The following is a 20,341-nucleotide window of genomic DNA, read 5'->3' as shown; positions in this document are numbered from 1 at the left end:
ACGGGGGCCGTTCACGCGGTGGGCCAGGTCATGAATCCGGCGGTGCGCAGACCGCTCAGCTCGCCCCACATGGAGTCGCGGGTCGGCCGCGGCCCCCGGGTCAGACGCAGTACGGTCCGTACGAGCCGGGCCGGCGGTACGGCGGCCACCTCGGCGAACCGGCCCCGTGCCAGCCACGCGGCCTCGCGCGGCCGCAGAGCCGCCGGCCAGTCGGCGCCCGCCGCCGGGGTGAGGCCCGGGCCGCGTCCGGAAGGCAGCCGTAGGGTGGCGGCGTGCCGCGGTACGAGCCCCAGGGAGCCGACCCGGACCCCCGGGACGGGGCCGAGCGCGGCCCGTACCCGGGCCGGGAGCGTCACGCCTTCGGGGCTCGCGTCGTGCAGGACGTGCACCGTGGCGCCGTCCGCCCGCTCCAGCGCGGCGAGGAGCCGGGGATCCAGGGGCAGCGCGTCGGGTAGCGCGAGGACGGGGCAGGCCGCCTCCAGGTGGACGTGGTTGGCGAGCAGCATCGCGGCGATCGAGTGGTCCTGGCAGAGCAGCAGCCGGGGGAGTCCGTAGTCGTACAGGTCCGGTTCTGCCGGCCGGTGCTGCCCAAGGCCCCCCGCGGTGGTGGGACGGGTGGCCGGCAGCAGCCCCGGTACGGTCTGCCGGCCGCGCGCGTCCAGGGCGCGGGTGAACGAGGGCAGGCGCAGGGTCGGTGGTGGTGAGCCGGGGACGCGGCGCAGGAGCGGGGCCGCAGGGCTGAGCACCCGGCAGGTCTCGTAGTAGAGCTGACGCTCCGTGAACCGGAGTCCGTCGGGGTCGGCCGCGCGGACGGCGGCCGCGCCGATCGCCAGGTCGAGGAGGCGGTCGCCGAAGGCGGGTGTTCCGTTGCGGGTGGACGCGGAGCGAGGCCGACCCGTACCCCTGCTCGTACTCGCGCTGGTGCTGCTGCTGGTGCCGGTGCTCATGTGGTGGGCGCGCCTTTCGTCCCGGGGGTGTCCGGCCAGGTCAGGAAGCCGTACGCCGGCGCGGAGTCCGGCCGTGCACCTGTCGAGGCCACGGCCCGTTCGACCGCCTCTTCGACCACGGTGGCGAGCAGCGGCGGGGGTACGGCCGCGATCGGGCTCCAGAACCCCTCGGCCAGCCAGACGGCGTCCTCCTCGGACAGGCCCGCCACCGCCCGCAGTTGCTCGGCGTCGACGCCCGGGACGGGCGAGATCCGGTGGACCGCGCCCTTTCGTCGCCGGACCACGGTCACCGGCAGCCCGGCGTCCACCACGGTCCGCTCCGGATGGGCGATGCGCAGGAGGGGCGCCAACAGCGCGCCGAGCGCGCTCGCGTCGTGCAGCAGCACGACCGGGAGCGTGCCCGGTACCTTGACGAGGGCGTCGTGGGCGGATTCCGGTTCCGCCTCCACCAGAACGGCCCCCAGACGCAGCGGGAAGTCGTTGGCCCGGAGGAACACCGCGACGGCGCGGTCCGTGCACAGGAGCACGGCCTTGGGGCTGGTCGGCTGGGGTCGGGTGGGCCGGGGGGTGAACCGCTCGTCGTTCACCACGCCTACGGGCAGGGCCCCGTACGCCTGCTTCCAGGCACCGGTCATCATCTGCCGGAAGGGCTCCTCGGCGGGGCTGATCCACCAACCCGCGCGAAGGGCCGATTCGTAGGGGATGCGTCCAGCCACCAGGAGGACGGCCACGATCCCGCCCCAGGCCAGGGCCGTGAGGGCGCCGGTGGTGCGGGCTCCGCACACCAGGAGCGCGGCGCAGACGGCCCACGCCGCGGTCCAGCGGATGCCGGGCCGGATCCCGCGTGCTTCGCGCGCACTCCATGCGCTGCTCCGGGTACGGGAGTGGTACCAGAGCTGGGTGACGGTCACCTGGAGCCGGCCGCCGTCGGTGATGGACTCCACGCACCGGCGGATCCGCAGGTCGTGCATGCCGAGGCCGTGCCGCTTCGGGTCCAGGGCGAAGCGGCGGTGGCAGTGGGAGCAGACCTGGCCCGTGCGCTCCGTACGCTTCAGCTCGGTCGAGCAGTTCGGGCAGATCATCGTCCGCCCGCCGGATCCGGGCCGTCCCCGGCCGCCCCCGGCCAGGTCATGAAGCCGACCTCCGAGGCGTCGCGCCGCTCGCCGTCGACACTGCGGCCGATCTGCTCGGCGAGCCGGTCGAGCACGCTCAGCAGCCGGACCGGAGGGACGCCGACCAGCGGGAACCGCCAGCCTTGTGCCAGCCACTTCAGCTCCTCGGCGCTGAACTCGCCGAGCGCGGTGAGCCGGCCCACCTCGTCCGCCGTGGGCTTTCGGACGGGGTCGCGGTACGCGACGGCTTGCGGCAGGCCGCGGATCGTACGCAGCGACACTCCCGCGTCGATCACCGGGCGGCCGGGGAAGTCCGCGCGGAGCCGGCGCACGAGCAGTTCACCGCCCGCGTCGGCGTCGCGGAGCACCAGGACCGGACCGCGCGGCGGCAGGTGGGGGAGCAGGGCCCGCACGTGCTCGAGTCCCTGGACGAGGGCGATGCCGTGGCGGTCGGGCAGGCCGTTGGCCGCGAGGAACACGGCGATGGAAGGATCGGGGCAGACGAGCACGGCGTTGGGGTTCGGCGAGTCGGCGGCCGGCCGCGGGGGCCAAGGACGGCCGCTGTTGTCGACCACGCCCGGCGGCAGGCTCCCGTACACGCGCTGCCACTCGGCGAGCGCCTCGGAGCGGAAGGCTCCGCGACTCATGGGCAGGATGCCCCCGCCCGCCCCCAACTGCCGGGCGATCACGATGCCGAGGGCCGTGGCCAGCAGGGCCCCGGAGACGTACAGCACGAACGAGGCCTCGGCGACGAGGCCCCAGATGGTGACGAACCCGGCGCCGACGAGCGCCCCGCCCGCGCATCCGGGCGCGAACCCCCTTTCCCCGATCCGCTTGCGCGACAGTGCGTACCACAGCTGGTCCGGGGTGATCCGGACCCGGCCGTTGTCCGTCAGCGCGGCGGTGATCCGCTGTACTCGGAGGTCGTTGAGGCGCAGGGGGTTGGTCTTGGGGTCCAGCGCGTAGCGGCGCTCGCAGTGACTGCAGGTGTTGCCGGTGCGCTCCTTGCGGAGCAGGCTGCGTTCGCAGTGCGGGCAGATCACCGGCGGACCTCCAGCGCGGTCGCCGCCCGGCGCAGCCGTGCGGCCAGCCGCTCGCGGACGGTGGTGCCGGCGATGCCGTGGACCCGCTGGGCACGCTCGATGTCGCGCAGTGCGGCGGCGAGCACCTGGTAATCGGTGGACGTGGACGTGGACGTGGACGTGGCGGCGGCGGTGACGACCGCCGGCGCGCCGTGCCCCACCAGGCCGGTCCGTACCAGGCCGGCGGATGCCCGTCGCTCGGCTTCCGCCGCGGTGATCGCGTAGTCCTCGTGGTCGATCCCGTACCCCGTGTTGGCGGCGAGGATGGTCAGCGGAGCGTCACCCCGGTTCGCGAAGGAGTGCGGCATCATCTCCGGAATCCGGATCAACATGCCGGGCGCGAGCCGGACTTCGTTGACGCGACCGCGGTCCGGGTCATAGAGCCCACAAGCGGCGTGACCGAGGCTGAGGACGAAGTGCTCGCCCCCGTGCGCGTGCGGGGTGAAGGCACTGCGCGGGCTCACCACCCCGAGCTTCACGGTGGCGTTGGAGGGCCGCTCCGGCGAGGTGGCGGCGTCCCCCACGAGGTAGTGCGCGAACTGCCCGTCGTCGATGAACCGCAGGAAGTCCCGCTCCGGCCCCAGCTCCCGGGTCCCCTCCCGGTCTGCCAGGACGATGCCTCCGTCCGGACCGAGCAGGTACAGCTCCACCCCGCCGGGCAGCCCCCGGCCTGCGTGGTCGGGCAGGGTTTCGGGTATCTCGTGCGGTCCGGGTGTGCGGTCGTACGGTCGTGCGGCCATCGCGCCTCCCCCTGACGCCCCGCTGTGCGCTCAACGCGCCTCGCACGCGCATGGTAAGGCCCTGATCGCTACGAACGGGAGCACTCAGGGCGTACTCGATGCAACCGGCAGATGACCGGCCGGTGCGCTCCGTTCAGCCGACCTGGTAGTCGAACCAGATGCGATGCGTGCCGTCGGCGTCGACGGCCATCCCCCCGGCCCCGGATATTCCGGCCAGCTCGCCGGTGCCGCTCGACGGCACGATGGTGAAGAACTCCGCCGTGCGGTCGGTGCCGGACGTCGTCGCCGAGTGCACGAAGTTGAAGGATCCCTCGCGTCCCTGCACCGAGCCTTCGAACGACTCCATGGCCACGTAGGCCCCGACGCCGGTCTCATGGTCGAACGCGGAGGTGAACAGGGTCGCCGAGCGCCCCACGGCCTCCCCCTCGAAGTGCTTCTCCATGGTCGCGACACCGACCGGCAGCCCAGTGGTCACGACCGGCTCGGGCTGCAGCTCGGTGGGAGCGAATGCCTTGACGCTGAACGTTGCCGTAGCTCTCATGCACCGACCGTACCGAAGGGGTCTGACAATCGCGGCGCGACCGCGACCGGCTCCCGGCTGGCCGGACCAGACCGTTCCCCAGCAGCTCCACCTCTGCTTCGCGGTGCCGGACCTGGCCGAGGCCGAGGCCGAGTTACCCGAGGCCAGTTGACAGGAGCCCCACCCTTGTAACACCCTTTCACTACTTACCTAGTGAAAGGGTGTTGTTGGCGTGCTGGAATACCGCATCGACCGGCGCAGCGGCATCGCCACGTACCTGCAGATCGTCCAGCAGACCAAACAGGCCCTGCGTCTGGGCTTGTTGGAACCCGGGGACAAACTGCCCACCGCGCGCGAGGTGGTGGAAGCCACCGCCATCAACCCGAACACCGTCCTCAAGGCCTATCGCGAGCTGGAACGCGAAGGACTCGTCGAGGCGAAGCGGGGCGTCGGCACCTTCATCAGCAAGTCCCTGGGCAGCGCCCCGGCGGACTCCCCGCTGCGCGACGAACTCGCCGACTGGGCGCAGCGCGCCCGGGAAGCCGGGCTGGAACGGGACGACGTGGCCGCGCTCTTCACATCCGTACTGGAACAACACTTCAAGGGGGACGGCGACGCATGACGGACACCGTGATCGAGGCGGAGGGCCTCGGCCTGCGCTACGGACGCCGGGGAGGCTGGGCCCTGCGGGACTGTTCCTTCCGCCTGCCCGAGGGTCGGGTGTGTGCGCTCGTAGGCCCGAACGGGGCGGGCAAGTCGAGCCTGTTGGCCATAGCGGCCGGGCTCGTTCGTCCCACCGAGGGCACCCTTCGCTCGACGCCGCGCGAGACCCTGGCGTACGTGGGCCAGGACAAGCCCCTCTACCCGCAGCTCACCGTCGGCGAGACCCTGCGCATGGGCGCCGAGCTCAACCCGGGCCGCTGGGACGCGAAGACGGCGCAGCGGATCGTCGAGGCCGGGGGGCTCGACCCCCTCGCGAAGGTACGCAGTCTCTCCGGCGGCCAGCGCACCCGCGTCGCCCTGGCGCTGGCCCTCGGCAAGCGGCCCGGCCTGCTCCTCCTGGACGAGCCGATGGCCGACCTCGACCCGCTCGCCCGGCACCAGCTCATGGGCACGCTGATGGCCGACGCGGCCGATAACGGCACCTCCGTGGTGATGTCCTCGCACATCCTCACCGAGCTGGAGGGGGCCTGCGACCACCTCCTGCTCGCCGACGGAGGCCGCATCCGCCTCGCCGGTCCCATCGACGAGGTCAGCGCGGCCCACCGGTTGCTGACCGGCCCCGCCGACGCCTCGGCCGAACTCGCCGCCCACACCGTCGTCGAGACCCGTACGACGGGTCGTCAGCTCACCGCACTCGTCAGGCTGGGGGGATCCGTCGACAGCCGGACCTGGCAGACGGCGCGCCCGTCCCTGGAGGAACTCTTGCTCGCCCATCTGCGTTCACCAGACGCCCCGCCGTTCGCCACCGACGGCTCCCTCACCACCACGGGGGTGCGGGCATGAGCGCGCTGACGCTGAAGGGCCCGTACTGGGTCACGGTGCGCCAGCACCGGCGCGCGCTGTGGGCGCTGCCCGCCCTCGTGGCCGCCGGGCTCGCCGCGGTGGTCGCCCTGCGCTCGTGGGCGGGCGACCCCTACTCCGACCCGATGTCGTACACGGGCCGCGGGTACGGAGTGCTGCGGATGTTCATGGAGTACGCGGGCACGAGCCTGCTGTTCCTGCCGTTGCTGGTGGGGGCCTTCGTGGCCGGACCGATGATCGCCCGCGAGCTGGAGAGCGGCACCTGGCGGCTCGCCCTCACCCAGTCGTCCACCGCGAAGTCCTGGCTCGGCGCGAAGGTCCTGGCGGCTGCGACGGTGTCGGTGCTCGGCGCGGTCGCGCTGGCCGGGGTCTACCGTCTTGGCTGGGCGCGGGTGTCCGGCACGTGGCAACTCCACTGGGCCGACCGCGGTCCGTACGAGGCCGCCGGACCGGTGCTCGTCGCCTACTGCCTGCTCGGCGTGGCCCTCGGTGCCCTCGTCGGCCAGCTGGTCCGGCGCACCGTCGCCGCCATGGCGGTCACCGGTCTCCTCACCGGCCTGACCCTGTTGGTCCTCGGCGCCCTGCGGTGGTCACTCCTTTCCGCGGAGACCAACACCATTCCCCTCGCCGGGAGCCCGGTGGAACTGATGCCCCACTCCGCCCTGCTGATGGACTTGGGACTCGTCACCGCCTCGGGGCAGCGCCTGTCCGAGAACGCCTGTTTCGAGCGGACGCAGAACCTCACGGTCTGCCCCGCCGACATGAACGTCACCGGCCAGTACGCGGACTTCCACCCGGTCTCGCACTACTGGCCGACGCAGCTCATCGAAACCTCCATCGTGCTGGCCCTGGCCGCCATCGCCCTCTACGCCGCCTTCCGGCTCGTCCGCGTCCGCGACACGGCGATCGGCGCCGGGCGAGGAGCGGCCTGACGTTCGGGACGGGACGGGCGGCCGAGCCGAAGTGCGCGAGGCCGCCCGGGCGCGTTGTCAGACCCATGGGCCAGGATCGTGTTCATGAAGAGCATTCACGCCGATGAGGCGCTGTCCGTCATGTCCGGCCGCGAAGACTACGACGCCGCCCTCGCCCGCCTGCGCGAGGTCTCCCAGGCGTACTACGGCGATGGCGACAGCCCGCTCGACGACGCCGCGTACGACCGGCTCCGGCTCGCCGTGCTGGCCTGGGAGCAGGCGCACCCGGACGAGGTCGCCGCGGACTCCCCGACCGGCCTCGTCGGGGACGGAGCCGCCCCGGTGGGCGATGTCGCGCACACCACGCGACTGCTCAGCCTCGATAACGTCTTCGACCCGGCCGGCCTCGTCGCCTGGGGGACGTCCCTCCAGCGCCGCCTGGGCCACGAACCCGCCGGCGGGTTCACCGTGGAGCCGAAGATGGACGGCGCGGCCGTCGCCGCCCGCTACCGGGCCGGGCGGCTGGAGCAGATCGTCACTCGCGGCAACGGCACCCACGGCGAGGACGTCAGCCACGTCATCGGCACGATCGAGGGCCTGCCCGAGCAGCTGCCCGTACCGGCCACGTTCGAGGTGCGCGGCGAGGTCCTGTTCACCCGGGAGCAGTTCGAGACCGCGAACGAGGTCCGCACCGCACACGGCGCGCAGGTCTTCGCCAACCCGCGCAACGGCACGGCCGGCACCCTGCGCGCGAAGGACCGCCCCTACCGCCTCGCGATGACGTTCTGGGCGTACGGAGCGGTCGAGCTCGACGGCGTCGCCTTCGCGCCCTCCGGGGCCACTCACGCCGAGACCCTGGCCGCCGTGGCCGACGCGGGGGTACGGACCACGGCCGGCACCCCCGCCGGACTGCACGTGGTGGCGACCCTCGCCGAGGCACAGCAGAAGGTCGACGCGATCGCCGCGCTGCGCCCGGACCTGCCGTTCGGCATCGACGGCGTCGTGATCAAGGCGAACGACGCCGGGGAGCAGGCCGCGGCCGGGTTCGGCAGCAGGTTCCCGCACTGGGCGATCGCCTTCAAACTCCCCGCGGTCGAGCGCCACACCGTTCTCAAGGACGTGACCTGGGAAGTGGGGCGTACCGGAGTGCTCGCCCCGACCGCGATCCTCGAACCGGTGGACCTCGACGGTTCCACGGTCACCCGGGCCACCCTTCACAACCCGGCCGACATCCGCCGCCGCGACCTCCACCTCGGCGACACCGTGACGGTCTACAAGGCGGGCGACATCATTCCCCGCGTCCAGGCCGCCGTCGTCGGACTGCGACCGGACACCGCGCAGGAGGTGCCACTGCCCACGGCCTGCCCCAACTGCGGTGGGGAGATCGACAAGAGTCAGGAGCGGTGGCGCTGCGCCAAGGGCAGCGCCTGCGCCCTGCCCGCGCTGATCGAGTACGCGGCCGGGCGCGACATGCTCGACATCGACGGCCTGGGCAAGACCTACGTCAATGCCCTGATCGAGGCGGGCGCCGTCACGGACGTCGCCGACCTGTTCGTCCTCACAGAGGAGCAGCTCACCGCGGCTTCCGGCAGTGCCAAGCGCGGAGCGAAGCTGGCCGAGCAGATCGCGGCCGCCCGATCCCGTCCGCTCAGCCGCGTCTTCTGCGCCCTCGGCATCCTCGGCACCGGCCGCAGCATGTCCCGCCGCATAGCCGCGCACTTCGGCACCATGGACGCGATCCGCCAAGCCGACACGGCGCTGATGAAGGAGGTCGATGGCATAGGTGAGGAGAAGGCACCGGTCATCGTCGAGCAGGTCGCCCTCTTGGCCCAGGTCATCGACAAACTGGTCGAGGCCGGGGTCAACATGACGGAACCGCAGGAGCCGAAGGCGACCGGCGACGGCCCGCTCGCGGACGCGACGGTCGTCGTCACCGGCAAGATGAGCGGTCCCCTGGAGAACCTGGGGCGCTCCGAGATGAACACCCTGATCGAGAAGGCCGGCGGCAAGGCGGGCAGCAGCGTCAACTCCAAGACGACCTACCTGGTCTGCGCGCCGTCCCCGAGCGGCAAGCCGAGCTCCAAGGCCCTCAAGGCGGCTGACCTGGGCGTCACGGTCCTCACACCGGAGGCGTTCGCCGAACTCGTCGCGGACCACCTCGGCTGATCCGCCGGGTAGTTCGACGGCACACGTCAGGAGCCGGGCCCGCCCCCGGGCCCGGCCGGCGCGCTCACCGCCGAAAGCACGGTGCGGTGCGAGAGCCAGCCGACCAACTGCCGCCCTTCCGCGTCCAGTACGGGAAGCCCGTCCCCCTCGTACGCGGCGAACCGCGCCAGGGCCTCCTGCAGACTCTCCTCCTCGCGCACCCCCTTCGGCATGTCGAGCACCGTGGCCACGGGCTCGTCCGTGGGCGTCCCCGCGGCGAGCGCCTCCGCCGCGACCACCGAGCTCACCGTGCCCTGATAGCCGCCGGTGCCGGAGACCACCGGCAGGCACCCGCTGCCCGTGGCCAGGAGAAGACCGGCCGCCTCCTGCAGTGGCGTTCCAGGCTCCAGCACGGCGGGCGGAGCCGTCATCACCGACGTGACGCTGATCGCGGCCGGCCCGGTGAGGTCCAAGTCCACTCCTCTGCGCAGCAGTTTCGCGGTGTAGACCGTCTCGTCGCTCAGGGCCCGGCTCACCCCGGTGGCCACGGCGATGGCCGCCATCAGCGGCAGGATGATCCCGTAATCGCCGGTGAGCTCGTACATGATCAGCACCGCGGTGATGGGAGCGCGCGCGGCGCCGGCGAACACGGAGCCCATCGCGATGATCGCGTACGCGGTGGGCGACCCGGTCACACCCGGCGCCAGGTGATGGAGGCTCTGCCCGACGGCACTGCCCAGCATCGCCCCCACGAACAAGGTCGGCGCGAACACCCCGCCCGACCCGCCGATGCCGATCGTCAGGCTGCAGGCCAGGATCTTCCCGATCAGCAGCACGAGCAGGAAGCCGACCGCGTACCCGCCGCTCACGCCCTTCTCCAGGACCGGATAGCCCACCCCGTACATCTGCGGAAGAGCCAGCAGGAACGCCCCGAGGAGCACACCGCCCACGGCGGGACGCAGCCACTCGGGCCCCCGCCACACCGTGTCGCACGCGTCCTCCACCAGGTACAGCACCTTGGTGAACAGCACCCCGACCGCGCCGGCCAGCGCGCCGAGGAGGACGAAGAACACGTACGAGGCGAGGTGTTCGACCTCCACCTCGGGCAGCTGGAGGAAGGTCTCGTCGCCCAGGATGGATCGTGCGATCACACTGGCCGTCACGGACGACAGCACCACCATGCCGAAGCGCGGCGCGGTGAAGTCCCGCAGGATCAGTTCCATCGCGAAGAAGACCCCTGCCAGCGGCGCGTTGAACGTCGCCGCGATGCCACCCGCCGCCCCGCACGCGACCAGCACCCTCAACCGGTCCTCGCCCACCCGCACCAGCACGCCCAGGCTCGACCCGAGCGCCGATCCGATCTGGACGATCGGCCCCTCCCGGCCCACCGAACCGCCGCCCCCGATGCACAGCGCGGACGCGAGCGACTTCACCACGGCGACCCGAGGGGGGATCCGGCCACCCAGCCGGGCGACGGCGAACATGACCTCCGGAACGCCGTGGCCACGGGCCTCCCGCGCGTACCTGTACACCAAAGGCCCGTACAGGGCGCCCGCCACCACGGGCGCGAGGAGCACGAAGTACGGGCCCAGCCAAGGCACCAGGGGGTTGGGCTCGCCGGCCACGGCGGAGTAGTCCGGATAACCGGACAGCACCCGGGTGACGCCTTCGATCAGCCACCGGAAACCCACCGCCCCCAGCCCCGCGCCCACGCCCACCAGCACGGCCAGTACGACGAAACCGCCCTGGGTACGGCGCAGGGCCCGGAGGAGGCGGCTCGGACCGGAGGCGGCCGTGAGTTTCGCAAACATGCTGCTCATGGTGGACAGACGAGCGAGCCGAGCGGCCCCGGCGCCGGTCACCGGGGCCGCCTCCTACCCGTATGGCCGCCCTCGCCCCGCCCTCCGCCACCCGCCGGCCCGGTCGGCAGTGCACCGTGATGCGCCGCGCCGACGCGAGGCCGACGCGAGCACGACCGTCAGCGGCGCCCGCGGGCGTTGAGCCGGGCGGCCTGACGCGTCAGATGGTCGCGCTCGGCGAGGTTCGGTGCCTTCCGGGCCGCCTCCACGTACAGCCGTGCCGCCGTCGCCAAGTCGCCGTCGCGCTCGTGGAGGTACGCCGCCACCGCGGTGTGGCGCGGCAGCGACTCGTCCAGCGCCGCGAGCGCCGCCAGGCCGGCGCGCGGGCCGTCGGCCTCGCCGACGGCCACCGCGCGGTTGAGCCGTACGACCGGGCTGTCGGTCAGGCGCACGAGCTCGTCGTACCACTCGACGATCTGCACCCAGTCGGTCTCCTCGGCGGTGGGCGCGTCCGCGTGGAGCGCCGCGATGGCGGCCTGGGCCTGGAACTCGCCCAGCCGGTCGCGGGCCAGCGCCGCCTGCAGGATCCGGACGCCCTCGGCGATCGCCCCGGTGTCCCACCGGCCGCGTTCCTGCTCGGCCAGCGGCACCAGGCTTCCGTCGGCCGCGGTCCGGGTGGCGCGCCGGGCGTGGTGCAGCAGCATGAGGGCGAGCAGCCCCGCCACCTCGGGGTGGTCGATCGTCGCCGCGAGCTGTCGCGTGAGCCGGATCGCCTCCGCGGCGAGGTCGACGTCGCCGGAGTAGCCCTCGTTGAAGACCAGGTAGAGGACGCGCAGCACCGTGGCGACATCGCCGGTCCGGTCGAACTGTACGCCCGAGACCGTACGTTTGGCCCGGCTGATCCGCTGCGCCATCGTCGCCTCGGGCACCAGGTAGGCCCGGGCGATCTGGCGGGTGGTCAGCCCGCCGACGGCGCGCAGCGTGAGCGCGACCGCGGAGGACGGCGTCAGCGACGGGTGGGCGCACAGGAAGTACAGCTGGAGCGTGTCGTCCACCGCGGGCGCGGGCCCGCGCTCCGGCTCCTCGCCGACGAGGTCTTCACGCCGGCGCCGGGCCGAGTCCGCCCGGGTCGCGTCGAGGAACCGGCGCCAGGCCACGGTGACCAGCCAGCCCTTCGGATCCCGTGGAGGATCGGCCGGCCAGACGCGGACCGCCTCGACCAGCGCGTCCTGCACGGCGTCCTCGGCCGCCGCGAAATCGGCTCCGCGGCGGACGAGGATTCCGAGCACGCTGGGAGTGAGGCTGCGGAGCAGGATCTCGTCCAGTGCGGAGCTCACTCCGTGATGGTCGGCGGCGCGGCCAGGAAGGGGCGCAGCTCCAGCCACTCGTGGATCGGCTTGCCGCCCGCCCCGGGGGCGGCCGACAGCTCCCCGGCCAGCTCGACGGCGCGCTCGTAGCTGTCGACGTCGATCACCATCCAGCCGGCGATGAGGTCCTTGGTCTCGGCGAACGGGCCGTCGGTGACCGGCGGGCGCCCCTCGCCGTCGTACCGGACGAACGTCCCCCCGGGGGCGAGCGCCTGCCCGTCGACGAACTCGCCGGTCTCCTCGAGCCGGGCCGCGAAATCGTGCATGTACTGGACGTGGTCCGAGATCTCCTCCGGCGTCCACTGGTCCATCGGTACGTCATTGACCGCGGTCGGGGCGCCACGGTAGTGCTTGAGCAGCAAGTACTTGGGCATTGCTCTTCTCCTCGGTGCTGGTGCGAACCATTGTGGTCGCGTTCACAGCAGGGACGGAGCGGGCCACGGGTTCTCGACATCGCCGGCCGATGATTTTTCGGCCTCTCGGGCGGCCTCTCGGGCGGCGTCCCGGTGCACGGACTGGCGGGGCGGCCCTCCGGGGAGGATCGTGGATGTCGGCTGCAGCCACGGGACCTCGGGGACGAGCCCACCGGGAGGAGCAATGCGCCGTGTACCGGCCTCGCTCTTGGCAGCACTCGCGCTCGTCGCGGGCGGAATGGGCGCGCAGGCGTCCGCAGCGCCCTCCGCAGCGCCCTTTGAGCCCGTCCCCCTGGGGACGACCGTCACCCTCAACGGCCAGAGGGGCGAGAAGGTCGACGTCACCGTCCTGAAGGTGGTCGACCCGGCCGCATCGGCCCAGGAGTTCTTCGAGCCCGATCCGGGGAACCGCTACGTCTCGGTCCAGTTCCGGCTCAAGAATTCCGGAACGGTCCCGTACAAGGACAGCCCGGTGAACGGCGCCACCCTCATCGACACCGAGGGGCAGCAGTTCGACGCGGACGTCGTGGCGAAGACCACGGCAGGGCCGCGGTTGCCCGTGTCGCTGACCATCACGCCCGGCAACACCGCACTCGGCTACCTCACCTTCGAACTGCCCGACGGGTCCAAGCCGGCCACTGTGCAGTTCACCCCGAACAGCGGGTTCGCCGACGACGTGGGCGAGTGGAAGCTGGACGGCGGAGCCGTGTCGGGAACCCGCAACGATGCTCTGGCCCGGTTCTGAAGGTCGCTGCCGCGCGGTCGGCGTGTGGGGCCTCTGCCGTCTCAGTCCAGTGGCTGTTCGACGGCGCTGGTCCCGCTGCCTTCCTGGGACTCCCACACCCACGTCTCTTCCAGCCGGAGGCGGCCGTCGGGGAGCTTCGTCACCAGGGAGACGCAATGCCCGGAGGCGGTCGTGCCGTCGTGGCGGAGCTGGACGTAGCGGAAATCGACGGTGTCGTCCGCCCGGGTGCCGACCAGGAAACCCTTGACCACGTCCCCGCCGGAGTAGTCGGCCCAGATGCGGCCGTCCTGCTCGTGGTACTCGAAGCGGGTCTGTCGTCCGACCTGGCCGGGTGCCTGGTCGGCCACGGGGACGAAGACGAGGCCGTCGAGCGAGTGCGTCATGGGTGACTCCTGTAGGAAGGCGGTCCGTTGCCGTCTCCCGGCCGCGCGGACTCTCCGGGCCACCACCCTAGGCTCCGGGCTCGGGACGCGGACAAGTGGCCGGGCATCCAGCCCGGCCACCAGTCGCTCCGCGTCGCAGCCGCGTCGCTCCCGGGTCAGCTCTTCTCCAGGCTCACCTTCGGCAGGATGCGGGCCAGCGGGGCGGGCATCCACCAGGTCCAGCGGCCCATCAGCTGCATGGCCGCGGGCACGATCAGCAGACGGATGACGACCGCGTCCACGAAGATGGCCACCGCCATGCCGAAGCCGGTCTGCTGGAGCAGTCGTTCGTCGCTGAGCATGAAGGCTCCGAAGACCGCGACCATGATCGCGCCGGCCGCGCTGATCACCGAGCCGGTGTGGCCGAGGCCCTCACGGACCGACAGGGCGTGGTCCTTGGTCTTGATCCATTCCTCGTGGATGCGGGAGACCAGGAAGATCTCGTAATCCATCGAGAGACCGAAGACCACCGCGAAGATCATCACCGGCAGGAACGCCTCGATCGGGCCCGGCTCCACACCGAACCAGCCTTCCTGGAAGACCAGGGTGATCGCACCCAGCGCGGCGCCGATGCTCAGCAGGTTCAGGATCGCGGCCTTGAGCGGGACCAGCACCGAACGGAACACCATCATCAGCAGGATGAGCGAGACGCCCACGACGATCGCCATGAAGAGCGGCATCCGCTCCGCGACCTTCTCCGAGTAGTCCTCGGCGACCGCGGTTCCGCCGCCGACCAGGTACTCGGCACCGCTCTGCCGCGTCACCTCCGGCAGGACGTCGTCCCGCAGGTCGGCCAGCAGCCGTGACGTGCCCTTGTCCTGCGGCGACGTGGTCGGGAAGGCGATCATGGTGGCGACACCAGGGTGCCGGGTCGGGATCGGCGGGGACACGGCCTCGACGCCGGGGATCTCCTTCAGGGCCCGGGCAGCGGCCGCGCCGGCCTGCTCTGCGTTGCCGCCCTTGCGGTCGTCGACCACGACGATCAGCGGGCCGTTGAAGCCCGGTCCGAAGCCCTCGGTGAGCATGTCGAACGCCTTGCGGCTGGTGGTGGTGGGTGCGTCGCTGCCCGCGTCGGCGAAGCCGAGCCGCATGCCGAAGGCAGGCAGGCACAGGGCGCCGAGCGTGACCCCGGCGATGAGCATCGCGGCGAGCGGCCGCCGCTGCACCTTGGCGGCGAGGTTGCGCCAGACCGTGCCCTCGGGGGCCTTGCCCTTCGCATGCCGCTCGGCGGCGCGGGCGGTGAACTGACGGGCGAAGCGCGGGCCGAAGACGCCGAGCAGTGCGGGCAGCAGGGTGAGCGAGGCCGCCATCGTCACCAGGACCGTCAGCGCCACCGACAGGGCCATGCCCTGGAGCGAGCCGAGGCCGAGCGCGACCAGGCCGAGCAGGGCGACGATGACGGTGCACCCCGCGAAGAAGACCGAGCGGCCCGCGACATCGAACGCCACGACGGTCGCCCGCTCGGAGTCCTCGCCCTTGACCAGTTCCGCGCGGTAGCGGGCGAAGATCAGCAGCGCGTAGTCGATCCCGACGCCGAGGCCGACCAGCATCATCACGTACGGCGTGTAGTCGGCGATGGTGAACACGTGCGAGGCCAGGATGATGGCGCCCAGCGTCGAACCCACCGCGAAGACGGCGGTGATGATCGGCAGACCCGCGGCGATGATGGTGCCGAACATGAAGACCAGGATGACCAGGGCCGCGAGAATGCCCGCGCCCTCGGCCGCGCCGCCGCCTCCCTTGGCGAGTAACCGGGCCGCCTGACCGCCCAGTTCGACCTCAAGGCCGTCGCCCGCCGCCTGCTGCGCCGTGTCCAGGAGTCGCCGGGCGTCCTCCTTCGGGATCTCCTTGGAGGGAAGGTCCAGCGTGACCGTGGCATAGCCGACGGTGCCGTCGGGTGCGACGGCGGCGGCATCTTCGTACACACTGCGTACCGACTGGACGTGCGACTGCTCGGCGACTTCGGTGAGCATCTCCCCGACGCGCTGCCGCACCTCCGGGTCGTTCAGCCCGCCCCGGTCCCGGAGGACGATCTGTACGGTGTCACCGGCGCGGGCAGCGCCGTGCTCGGACAAGAGGTCGGCGGCGGCCTGGGATTGCGTGCCGGGGAGGGAGAAGTCCTGGCGGTAGTCGTTGCCCAGCGCCGAGGCGGCGGTCCAGATTCCGACCATCAGCGCAACCCACAGCAGCAGCGCGAACCGACGGCGGCGGTGGGCTAAGGCGGCGATGCGGGCGAAGGCGCCGGCTTCAGGCTGTGGACGGCCGGATTCCGGTCCGGAGGCATCCGATGAGAGCCTGTCGGTAAGGGTCATGATCTCGATTCCTGGAATCTGTATCTGTCAATGACGTGCGGATGCACGGCCGCGCCGGGCTCCGGGCGCACGTCAGCTGCGAACGGCAACGCCGGGCATGGAGGGCAGCGCGAGCGGCAGGGAGGTTTCAGAGAGACGCAAGGCCAGGCCGCTGCGGCCGGCAGGTCCGTCGTGGGGTCACCTCACCGCAAGGCCCGGGCGGCAGGGCGGCGGTGGAGGAGGGCATCCGCCGGTCGCGGGGCACCGAGACCGGCGGACGGTTCGGGGATGGCGGGGATATCGGGGATCGGGCATCGGGGTTCGGGCATCGGGGTTCGGGGTTCGGCGTTTCGGCGTTCGGGGGTTCATTTCCACGCCCCCAATGTCGCCGCGAGGCCCCCCTCGCCGCGTCGGCCGTCGGGCGACACCGCGGCTACCCCACGGGTTGTGGCCCGCAGCCGGGGAGTACTCCCGGAGTTGCGGGCAGGGGGTCAGCTGAGCCAGCCCGGGGTGATCATGCCGGACTCGTACGCGAGGACGACGAGCTGGGCGCGGTCGTGGACGTCCAGTTTGGTCATGATCCGGCTGACGTGGGTCTTGGCGGTGGAGGGGCTCAGTACGAGCCGCTGGGCGATCTCGTCGTTGTTGAGGCCGAGACCGACCAGGCCCATCACCTCACGCTCGCGCTCGGTCAGGGCCTTCAAGCGGGGGCTGGGGTCGGGCACCTTGACCCGCGAGGCGAACTCGGCGATCAGACGGCGCGTCACGGTGGGCGCGATCAGTGCGTCGCCCCGGGCGCAGACCCGGATGCCGTGGAGCAGTTCCATCGGCTCGGTGTCCTTGACGAGGAAGCCCGAGGCGCCCGCGCGCAGGGCGTCGTAGACGTAGTCGTCGATGTCGAAGGTGGTGAGGATGAGGACCCGTACCTCGGCGAGTTCCTTGTCGCCGACGATCCGCCGGGTCGCGGCTATGCCGTCCTCTTCGGGCATCCGTACGTCCATGAGGACGATGTCGGGCCGAAGTTCGCGGGCGAGGGCGACCGCTTCCGTGCCGTTCTGCGCCTCGCCCACGACCTCTATGTCGTCCTCGTCCTCGAGGATCGACCTGAACCCGGCCCGAACCAGCCTCTGGTCATCGGCGAGCAGCACTCTGATACGCGCGATCATGGCTCCAGCCTAGGCCCTCGCCGTCAGCTCGCCTTCGGGGAGCCCGCCGCGGCCACGGCCTCACGTGCGGGCACGGCGTCACCGGAGCCGAGGGGGAGACGGGCCGTGACGCGGAAGCCCGACTCGGTTTTGGCCGCGGTCAGTTCGCCGCCGAGGGCGCGGGCGCGCTCGGTCATTCCGGCGATGCCGCTGCCGCCCGCGGTGTCCGGTGTGCCCCGACCGTCGTCGTCGATGCGGACGCGCAGTTCGTACGGGCCGTAGTCGAGGTCGATGCGGGCGCCGGCCGCCTCCGCATGGCGGGCGATGTTGGTGAGGGACTCCTGAACGATGCGGTAGGCGGCCAGTGATATCTGGGGGGACACGGGGATCGGGTCTCCGCTGACTTCGAGGCTGACCCGCAGGCCCGTGGTGGCGGCCCGGTCGACGAGTTCGCCGAGCCGCTCGAGGCCTGCCGCGGGCGTGGTGGGCGCCGTGTCGTCCACCTGGCGCAGGACCCCGAGCGTGGCGCGCACTTCGCGCAGGGCGTCCCGGCTGGCGTCGCGTACGAACTCCAGCGCCGTGGTGAGTTCGGCGGTCTCGCCGGGACGCTTGGCGCTGCGGTGCAGGGCTGCGGCGGCCTGGATGTTCATGAGGGAGATGTTGTGGCCCAGTACGTCGTGCAGTTCGCGGGCGATGCGCAGGCGCTCTTCGGTGGCGGCCTGAAGCGCGCGGGCGTCCCGCTCGCGCTCGGCGGCCAGGGCACGTTGCTCGGCCTCGGCCTGGTAGGCCTGGCGTACGAGCATGGCGTGGCCGAAAGCGATCACGCTGAGGAACCAGCCGGCGAGCAGGGCGATCGACATGTCGTCGACCTTGCGCTGGTCGCCGACGTCGATGAACTCGCCGTAGCCGAGGATCAGCATGACGACGGCAGCGAGCGAGGCCACCACGGCCAGTCGCCCGACGCGGGCGAGGGTGTACAGGGCCACCATGAACACGATCAGCGGCGAGGGACCGTCGGCTTCGCCGATCAGGTAGTACCCGACGGCCGCTACGAGACCCACCACGCCGACCGCTACCGGGTGGGAGAAGCGGAAGCCGAGGACCAGCCACCCGATGAGCGCCAGTCCCCAGCCGAGCACCGTCCTCCAGGACGTGTCAGGGTCGGCGCCCAAGCTCCGCAGCGCGCAGTCGGCGACCAGGACGACACCGCTCGCCAGGACGACTCGGTCCAGCCGGTAGGCCCGCACCACTTCGGAAGGCATGACGTCCAGGGTACGTCCCGGTCGGCTTTCCACCCTGTCCGCCGTCGGTCTCCGGCTACTTCGGGTCGCGGTTGAACAGCGACTTGGACCAGAGGTAGCCGAGCAGGGCGAGACCCAGGCACCAGGCGGCGGCGAGCCAGCCGTTGTGGCCGATCTCGCTGCCGAGCAGCAGGCCCCGGAGGGTTTCGATGGCCGGGGTGAAGGGCTGGTACTCGGCGATCGGCTGGAACCAGCCCGGCATCGCTTCGACCGGAACGAAGGCGCTGGAGAGGAGCGGCAGGACCATCAGCGGCAGGGCGTTGTTGCTCGCTGCCTCGGCGTTCGGGCTGGTCAGGCCCATCCCGACGGCGATCCAGGTGAGCGCCAGCGAGACGAGCGCCAGCAGTCCCACCGCCAGGACCCACTCCAGGGCGGTGGCAGCGGTGGCGCGGAACCCGATGGCCACCGCCACGGCCCCGACCAGGATCACGCTCATCACGCACTGCAGCACGCTGCCGACGACGTGTCCGATGAGCACCGACCCGCGGTGGATCGCCATCGTGCGGAAGCGGGCGATGATGCCCTCGTTCATGTCCGTGGAGACGGATACCGCGCTGCCGATCGTGGTGCCGCCGATGGTCAGCATCAGGATGCCCGGGACGAGATAAGCGAGGTAATCGGACCGGTCCGCCCCGCTTTCCCCGATACCGGCGCTCATCACGTCGCCGAAGATGTAGACGAAGAGCAGCAGCAGCATGACCGGCGTGAGCAGCAGATTCAGTGTCAGGGACGGGTAGCGGCGCGCGTGCAGCAGATTCCGCCGCAGCATCGTGGACGCGTCACGGACGGCCAGGGAGAGGGAGCTCATCGGGCAGCCTCCTTGGGCTGGTTGTTCTGGGTGGGGACGGTGGTGGTGCCGGTGAGGGCGAAGAACACGTCGTCGAGGTCGGGGGTGTGGACGGTGAGTTCGTCGGCTTCGATGCCGGTGGTGTCGAGCCGGTCGAGGATGGTGCGCAGGTCGCGCTGGCTGCCGTCGCTGGGGATTTGGAGGGTGAGGGCTTCGTCGTTGCGGGAGGCGTCGTGCAGGGTGTGGGTGGCGTTGCGGTAGTCGGCCGGGTGGGTGAAGCGGAGGCGGATGTGGCCGCCGGGGATGAGGCGCTTGAGTTCGTCGGCGGTGCCCTGGGCGGCGATCTTGCCGTTGTTGAGGACGGCGATGCGGTCGGCGAGTTCGTCGGCTTCTTCGAGGTACTGGGTGGTGAGGAAGACGGTGACGCCGGTGGTGACCAGCTCGCGGATGATCTGCCACATGTTGTGGCGGGAGCGGGGGTCGAGGCCGGTGGTCGGCTCGTCGAGGAAGATGATTCGCGGGCTGCCGACGAGGGTCATGGCGATGTCGAGTCGGCGCTTCATGCCGCCGGAGTAGGTGGAGGCGGGCTTCTTGGCGGCTTCGACGAGGTCGAAGCGTTCGAGGAGTTCGGTGGTGACCCGGCGGCCCTCGCTGCGGGAGAGGTGGTGGAGGTCCGCCATGAGGAGCATGTTCTCCTCGCCGGTGATCAGGCCGTCGACCGCGGAGAACTGGCCCGTGACACCGATCGCGGCACGGACCCCCTCCGGCGACGTGGCGAGGTCGTGTCCCGCGACCTGGGCCCGCCCGTCGTCGACGGCGATCAGCGTGGACAGGATCTTCACGACGGTGGTCTTGCCGGCGCCGTTCGGGCCGAGCAGCGCGAACACGGACCCGGCCGGAATGCGCAGGTCGACGCCATCGAGCACGACTTTGTCGCCGTAGGACTTGCGCAGACCGACGGCGGAGACGGCGACCGGCGACGGGCCGCCCTCATCGCGAGTGGATGTGGGCATGACAAACGAAGGCATGGGGCCCTCCGATCGAAGGCTGAAGTGGTGGGGGAGGAGCGGGTGATCGGGACTGGTTCTTC

Annotated in this window: 19 protein-coding genes; 5 read left to right on the top strand and 14 right to left on the bottom strand. The window is 71.7% G+C overall.

Features of this window, described 5'->3' with window-relative positions; genetic code table 11:
• Positions 1-11 precede the first annotated feature (11 nt).
• The 5 genes from OG625_RS01490 to OG625_RS01470 all read right to left on the bottom strand — a co-directional run bounded on the left by OG625_RS01490 (position 12) and on the right by OG625_RS01470 (position 4,422).
• Complete coding sequence (locus OG625_RS01490; protein ID WP_329376133.1) at positions 12-947, bottom strand: hypothetical protein; 936 nt, start codon at positions 945-947, stop codon at positions 12-14.
• Positions 944-2,029, bottom strand: coding sequence for a hypothetical protein (locus tag OG625_RS01485; RefSeq protein ID WP_329376131.1), 1,086 nt, complete (start codon positions 2,027-2,029; stop codon positions 944-946). Before OG625_RS01485 ends, OG625_RS01490 begins: the two co-directional genes overlap by 4 nt.
• Entirely contained in the window at positions 2,026-3,102 is a 1,077-nt protein-coding gene (locus OG625_RS01480) for a hypothetical protein (RefSeq protein WP_329376129.1), read from the bottom strand. Before OG625_RS01480 ends, OG625_RS01485 begins: the two co-directional genes overlap by 4 nt.
• Positions 3,099-3,881, bottom strand: coding sequence for a cupin domain-containing protein (locus tag OG625_RS01475; RefSeq protein ID WP_329376127.1), 783 nt, complete (start codon positions 3,879-3,881; stop codon positions 3,099-3,101). Before OG625_RS01475 ends, OG625_RS01480 begins: the two co-directional genes overlap by 4 nt.
• A 133-nt stretch (positions 3,882-4,014) precedes the next feature.
• The gene (locus OG625_RS01470) at positions 4,015-4,422 is read right to left on the bottom strand and encodes a DUF3224 domain-containing protein (RefSeq protein ID WP_329376124.1); all 408 of its coding nucleotides are present in this window, start codon (positions 4,420-4,422) and stop codon (positions 4,015-4,017) included.
• A gap of 211 nt (positions 4,423-4,633) precedes the next feature.
• Between OG625_RS01470 and OG625_RS01460 the strand changes: the two genes are divergently transcribed.
• The 4 genes from OG625_RS01460 to ligA all read left to right on the top strand — a co-directional run bounded on the left by OG625_RS01460 (position 4,634) and on the right by ligA (position 9,002).
• The gene (locus tag OG625_RS01460) at positions 4,634-5,023 is read left to right on the top strand and encodes a GntR family transcriptional regulator (RefSeq protein ID WP_329376121.1); all 390 of its coding nucleotides are present in this window, start codon (positions 4,634-4,636) and stop codon (positions 5,021-5,023) included.
• Positions 5,020-5,907 carry an ABC transporter ATP-binding protein gene (locus OG625_RS01455; RefSeq protein ID WP_329376119.1) on the top strand — a complete coding sequence of 296 codons (888 nt, stop codon included), beginning with the start codon at positions 5,020-5,022 and terminating at the stop codon, positions 5,905-5,907. The genes OG625_RS01460 and OG625_RS01455 overlap by 4 nt, the downstream gene beginning before the upstream one ends.
• Entirely contained in the window at positions 5,904-6,857 is a 954-nt protein-coding gene (locus tag OG625_RS01450) for an ABC transporter permease (protein ID WP_329376117.1), read from the top strand. The genes OG625_RS01455 and OG625_RS01450 overlap by 4 nt, the downstream gene beginning before the upstream one ends.
• A gap of 84 nt (positions 6,858-6,941) precedes the next feature.
• Positions 6,942-9,002: an NAD-dependent DNA ligase LigA gene (gene ligA, locus OG625_RS01445; protein WP_329376115.1), complete on the top strand. Its 2,061-nt coding sequence runs from the start codon at positions 6,942-6,944 to the stop codon at positions 9,000-9,002.
• A gap of 26 nt (positions 9,003-9,028) precedes the next feature.
• Here ligA and OG625_RS01440 read toward each other — a convergent pair whose 3' ends face one another.
• The 3 genes from OG625_RS01440 to OG625_RS01430 all read right to left on the bottom strand — a co-directional run bounded on the left by OG625_RS01440 (position 9,029) and on the right by OG625_RS01430 (position 12,521).
• A complete protein-coding gene (locus OG625_RS01440) occupies positions 9,029-10,801 on the bottom strand; it encodes a chloride channel protein (RefSeq protein ID WP_329376113.1) in 1,773 nt (590 codons plus the stop codon).
• Between the two features lie 158 nt (positions 10,802-10,959).
• Positions 10,960-12,105: an RNA polymerase sigma factor gene (locus OG625_RS01435; protein WP_329390374.1), complete on the bottom strand. Its 1,146-nt coding sequence runs from the start codon at positions 12,103-12,105 to the stop codon at positions 10,960-10,962.
• An 8-nt stretch (positions 12,106-12,113) separates the two neighbouring features.
• Positions 12,114-12,521, bottom strand: a complete 408-nt coding sequence (locus OG625_RS01430; protein WP_329376110.1) for a YciI family protein — start codon at positions 12,519-12,521, stop codon at positions 12,114-12,116.
• Between the two features lie 223 nt (positions 12,522-12,744).
• On the opposite strand from OG625_RS01430, the gene OG625_RS01425 reads away from it, so the two are divergent.
• Entirely contained in the window at positions 12,745-13,305 is a 561-nt protein-coding gene (locus OG625_RS01425; protein ID WP_329376108.1) for a DUF4352 domain-containing protein, read from the top strand.
• A 41-nt stretch (positions 13,306-13,346) separates the two neighbouring features.
• On the opposite strand, the gene OG625_RS01420 is transcribed toward OG625_RS01425, so the two are convergent.
• The 6 genes from OG625_RS01420 to OG625_RS01395 form a co-directional block, all read right to left on the bottom strand.
• A complete protein-coding gene (locus OG625_RS01420; RefSeq protein ID WP_329376106.1) occupies positions 13,347-13,688 on the bottom strand; it encodes a hypothetical protein in 342 nt (113 codons plus the stop codon).
• A gap of 155 nt (positions 13,689-13,843) precedes the next feature.
• Complete coding sequence (locus OG625_RS01415) at positions 13,844-16,039, bottom strand: MMPL family transporter (RefSeq protein ID WP_443067659.1); 2,196 nt, start codon at positions 16,037-16,039, stop codon at positions 13,844-13,846.
• A gap of 470 nt (positions 16,040-16,509) precedes the next feature.
• On the bottom strand, positions 16,510-17,184 hold the full coding sequence (locus tag OG625_RS01410; protein WP_329376104.1) for a response regulator transcription factor: 675 nt from the start codon (positions 17,182-17,184) through the stop codon (positions 16,510-16,512).
• A 23-nt stretch (positions 17,185-17,207) separates the two neighbouring features.
• Positions 17,208-18,425, bottom strand: coding sequence for a sensor histidine kinase (locus OG625_RS01405; RefSeq protein ID WP_329376102.1), 1,218 nt, complete (start codon positions 18,423-18,425; stop codon positions 17,208-17,210).
• A 55-nt stretch (positions 18,426-18,480) separates the two neighbouring features.
• Complete coding sequence (locus tag OG625_RS01400) at positions 18,481-19,272, bottom strand: ABC transporter permease (RefSeq protein WP_329376100.1); 792 nt, start codon at positions 19,270-19,272, stop codon at positions 18,481-18,483.
• Positions 19,269-20,279 (bottom strand): ATP-binding cassette domain-containing protein, encoded by a 1,011-nt coding sequence (locus OG625_RS01395; RefSeq protein ID WP_443067658.1) that lies wholly within the window; start codon positions 20,277-20,279, stop codon positions 19,269-19,271. Before OG625_RS01395 ends, OG625_RS01400 begins: the two co-directional genes overlap by 4 nt.
• Positions 20,280-20,341: the final 62 nt, after the last annotated feature.

It is taken from the genome of Streptomyces sp. NBC_01351, from assembly GCF_036237315.1.
Taxonomy (GTDB): domain Bacteria; phylum Actinomycetota; class Actinomycetes; order Streptomycetales; family Streptomycetaceae; genus Streptomyces.
Note: the sequence above shows the minus strand (reverse complement) of the source record. Positions and strands in the feature narration are given on the sequence as shown.

What these genes read in the sequence shown, in the direction of transcription:
- ligA (WP_329376115.1), top strand. Translation starts at nt 6,942, where the DNA reads ATGAAGAGCATTCACGCCGATGAGGCGCTGTCCGTCATGTCCGGCCGC.
- OG625_RS01470 (WP_329376124.1), bottom strand. Translation starts at nt 4,422, where the DNA reads ATGAGAGCTACGGCAACGTTCAGCGTCAAGGCATTCGCTCCCACCGAG.
- OG625_RS01440 (WP_329376113.1), bottom strand. Translation starts at nt 10,801, where the DNA reads ATGAGCAGCATGTTTGCGAAACTCACGGCCGCCTCCGGTCCGAGCCGC.
- OG625_RS01430 (WP_329376110.1), bottom strand. Translation starts at nt 12,521, where the DNA reads ATGCCCAAGTACTTGCTGCTCAAGCACTACCGTGGCGCCCCGACCGCG.
- OG625_RS01400 (WP_329376100.1), bottom strand. Translation starts at nt 19,272, where the DNA reads ATGAGCTCCCTCTCCCTGGCCGTCCGTGACGCGTCCACGATGCTGCGG.
- OG625_RS01455 (WP_329376119.1), top strand. Translation starts at nt 5,020, where the DNA reads ATGACGGACACCGTGATCGAGGCGGAGGGCCTCGGCCTGCGCTACGGA.
- OG625_RS01450 (WP_329376117.1), top strand. Translation starts at nt 5,904, where the DNA reads ATGAGCGCGCTGACGCTGAAGGGCCCGTACTGGGTCACGGTGCGCCAG.
- OG625_RS01405 (WP_329376102.1), bottom strand. Translation starts at nt 18,425, where the DNA reads ATGCCTTCCGAAGTGGTGCGGGCCTACCGGCTGGACCGAGTCGTCCTG.
- OG625_RS01475 (WP_329376127.1), bottom strand. Translation starts at nt 3,881, where the DNA reads ATGGCCGCACGACCGTACGACCGCACACCCGGACCGCACGAGATACCC.
- OG625_RS01490 (WP_329376133.1), bottom strand. Translation starts at nt 947, where the DNA reads ATGAGCACCGGCACCAGCAGCAGCACCAGCGCGAGTACGAGCAGGGGT.
- OG625_RS01425 (WP_329376108.1), top strand. Translation starts at nt 12,745, where the DNA reads ATGCGCCGTGTACCGGCCTCGCTCTTGGCAGCACTCGCGCTCGTCGCG.
- OG625_RS01485 (WP_329376131.1), bottom strand. Translation starts at nt 2,029, where the DNA reads ATGATCTGCCCGAACTGCTCGACCGAGCTGAAGCGTACGGAGCGCACG.
- OG625_RS01415 (WP_443067659.1), bottom strand. Translation starts at nt 16,039, where the DNA reads ATGACCCTTACCGACAGGCTCTCATCGGATGCCTCCGGACCGGAATCC.
- OG625_RS01420 (WP_329376106.1), bottom strand. Translation starts at nt 13,688, where the DNA reads ATGACGCACTCGCTCGACGGCCTCGTCTTCGTCCCCGTGGCCGACCAG.
- OG625_RS01395 (WP_443067658.1), bottom strand. Translation starts at nt 20,279, where the DNA reads ATGCCTTCGTTTGTCATGCCCACATCCACTCGCGATGAGGGCGGCCCG.
- OG625_RS01410 (WP_329376104.1), bottom strand. Translation starts at nt 17,184, where the DNA reads ATGATCGCGCGTATCAGAGTGCTGCTCGCCGATGACCAGAGGCTGGTT.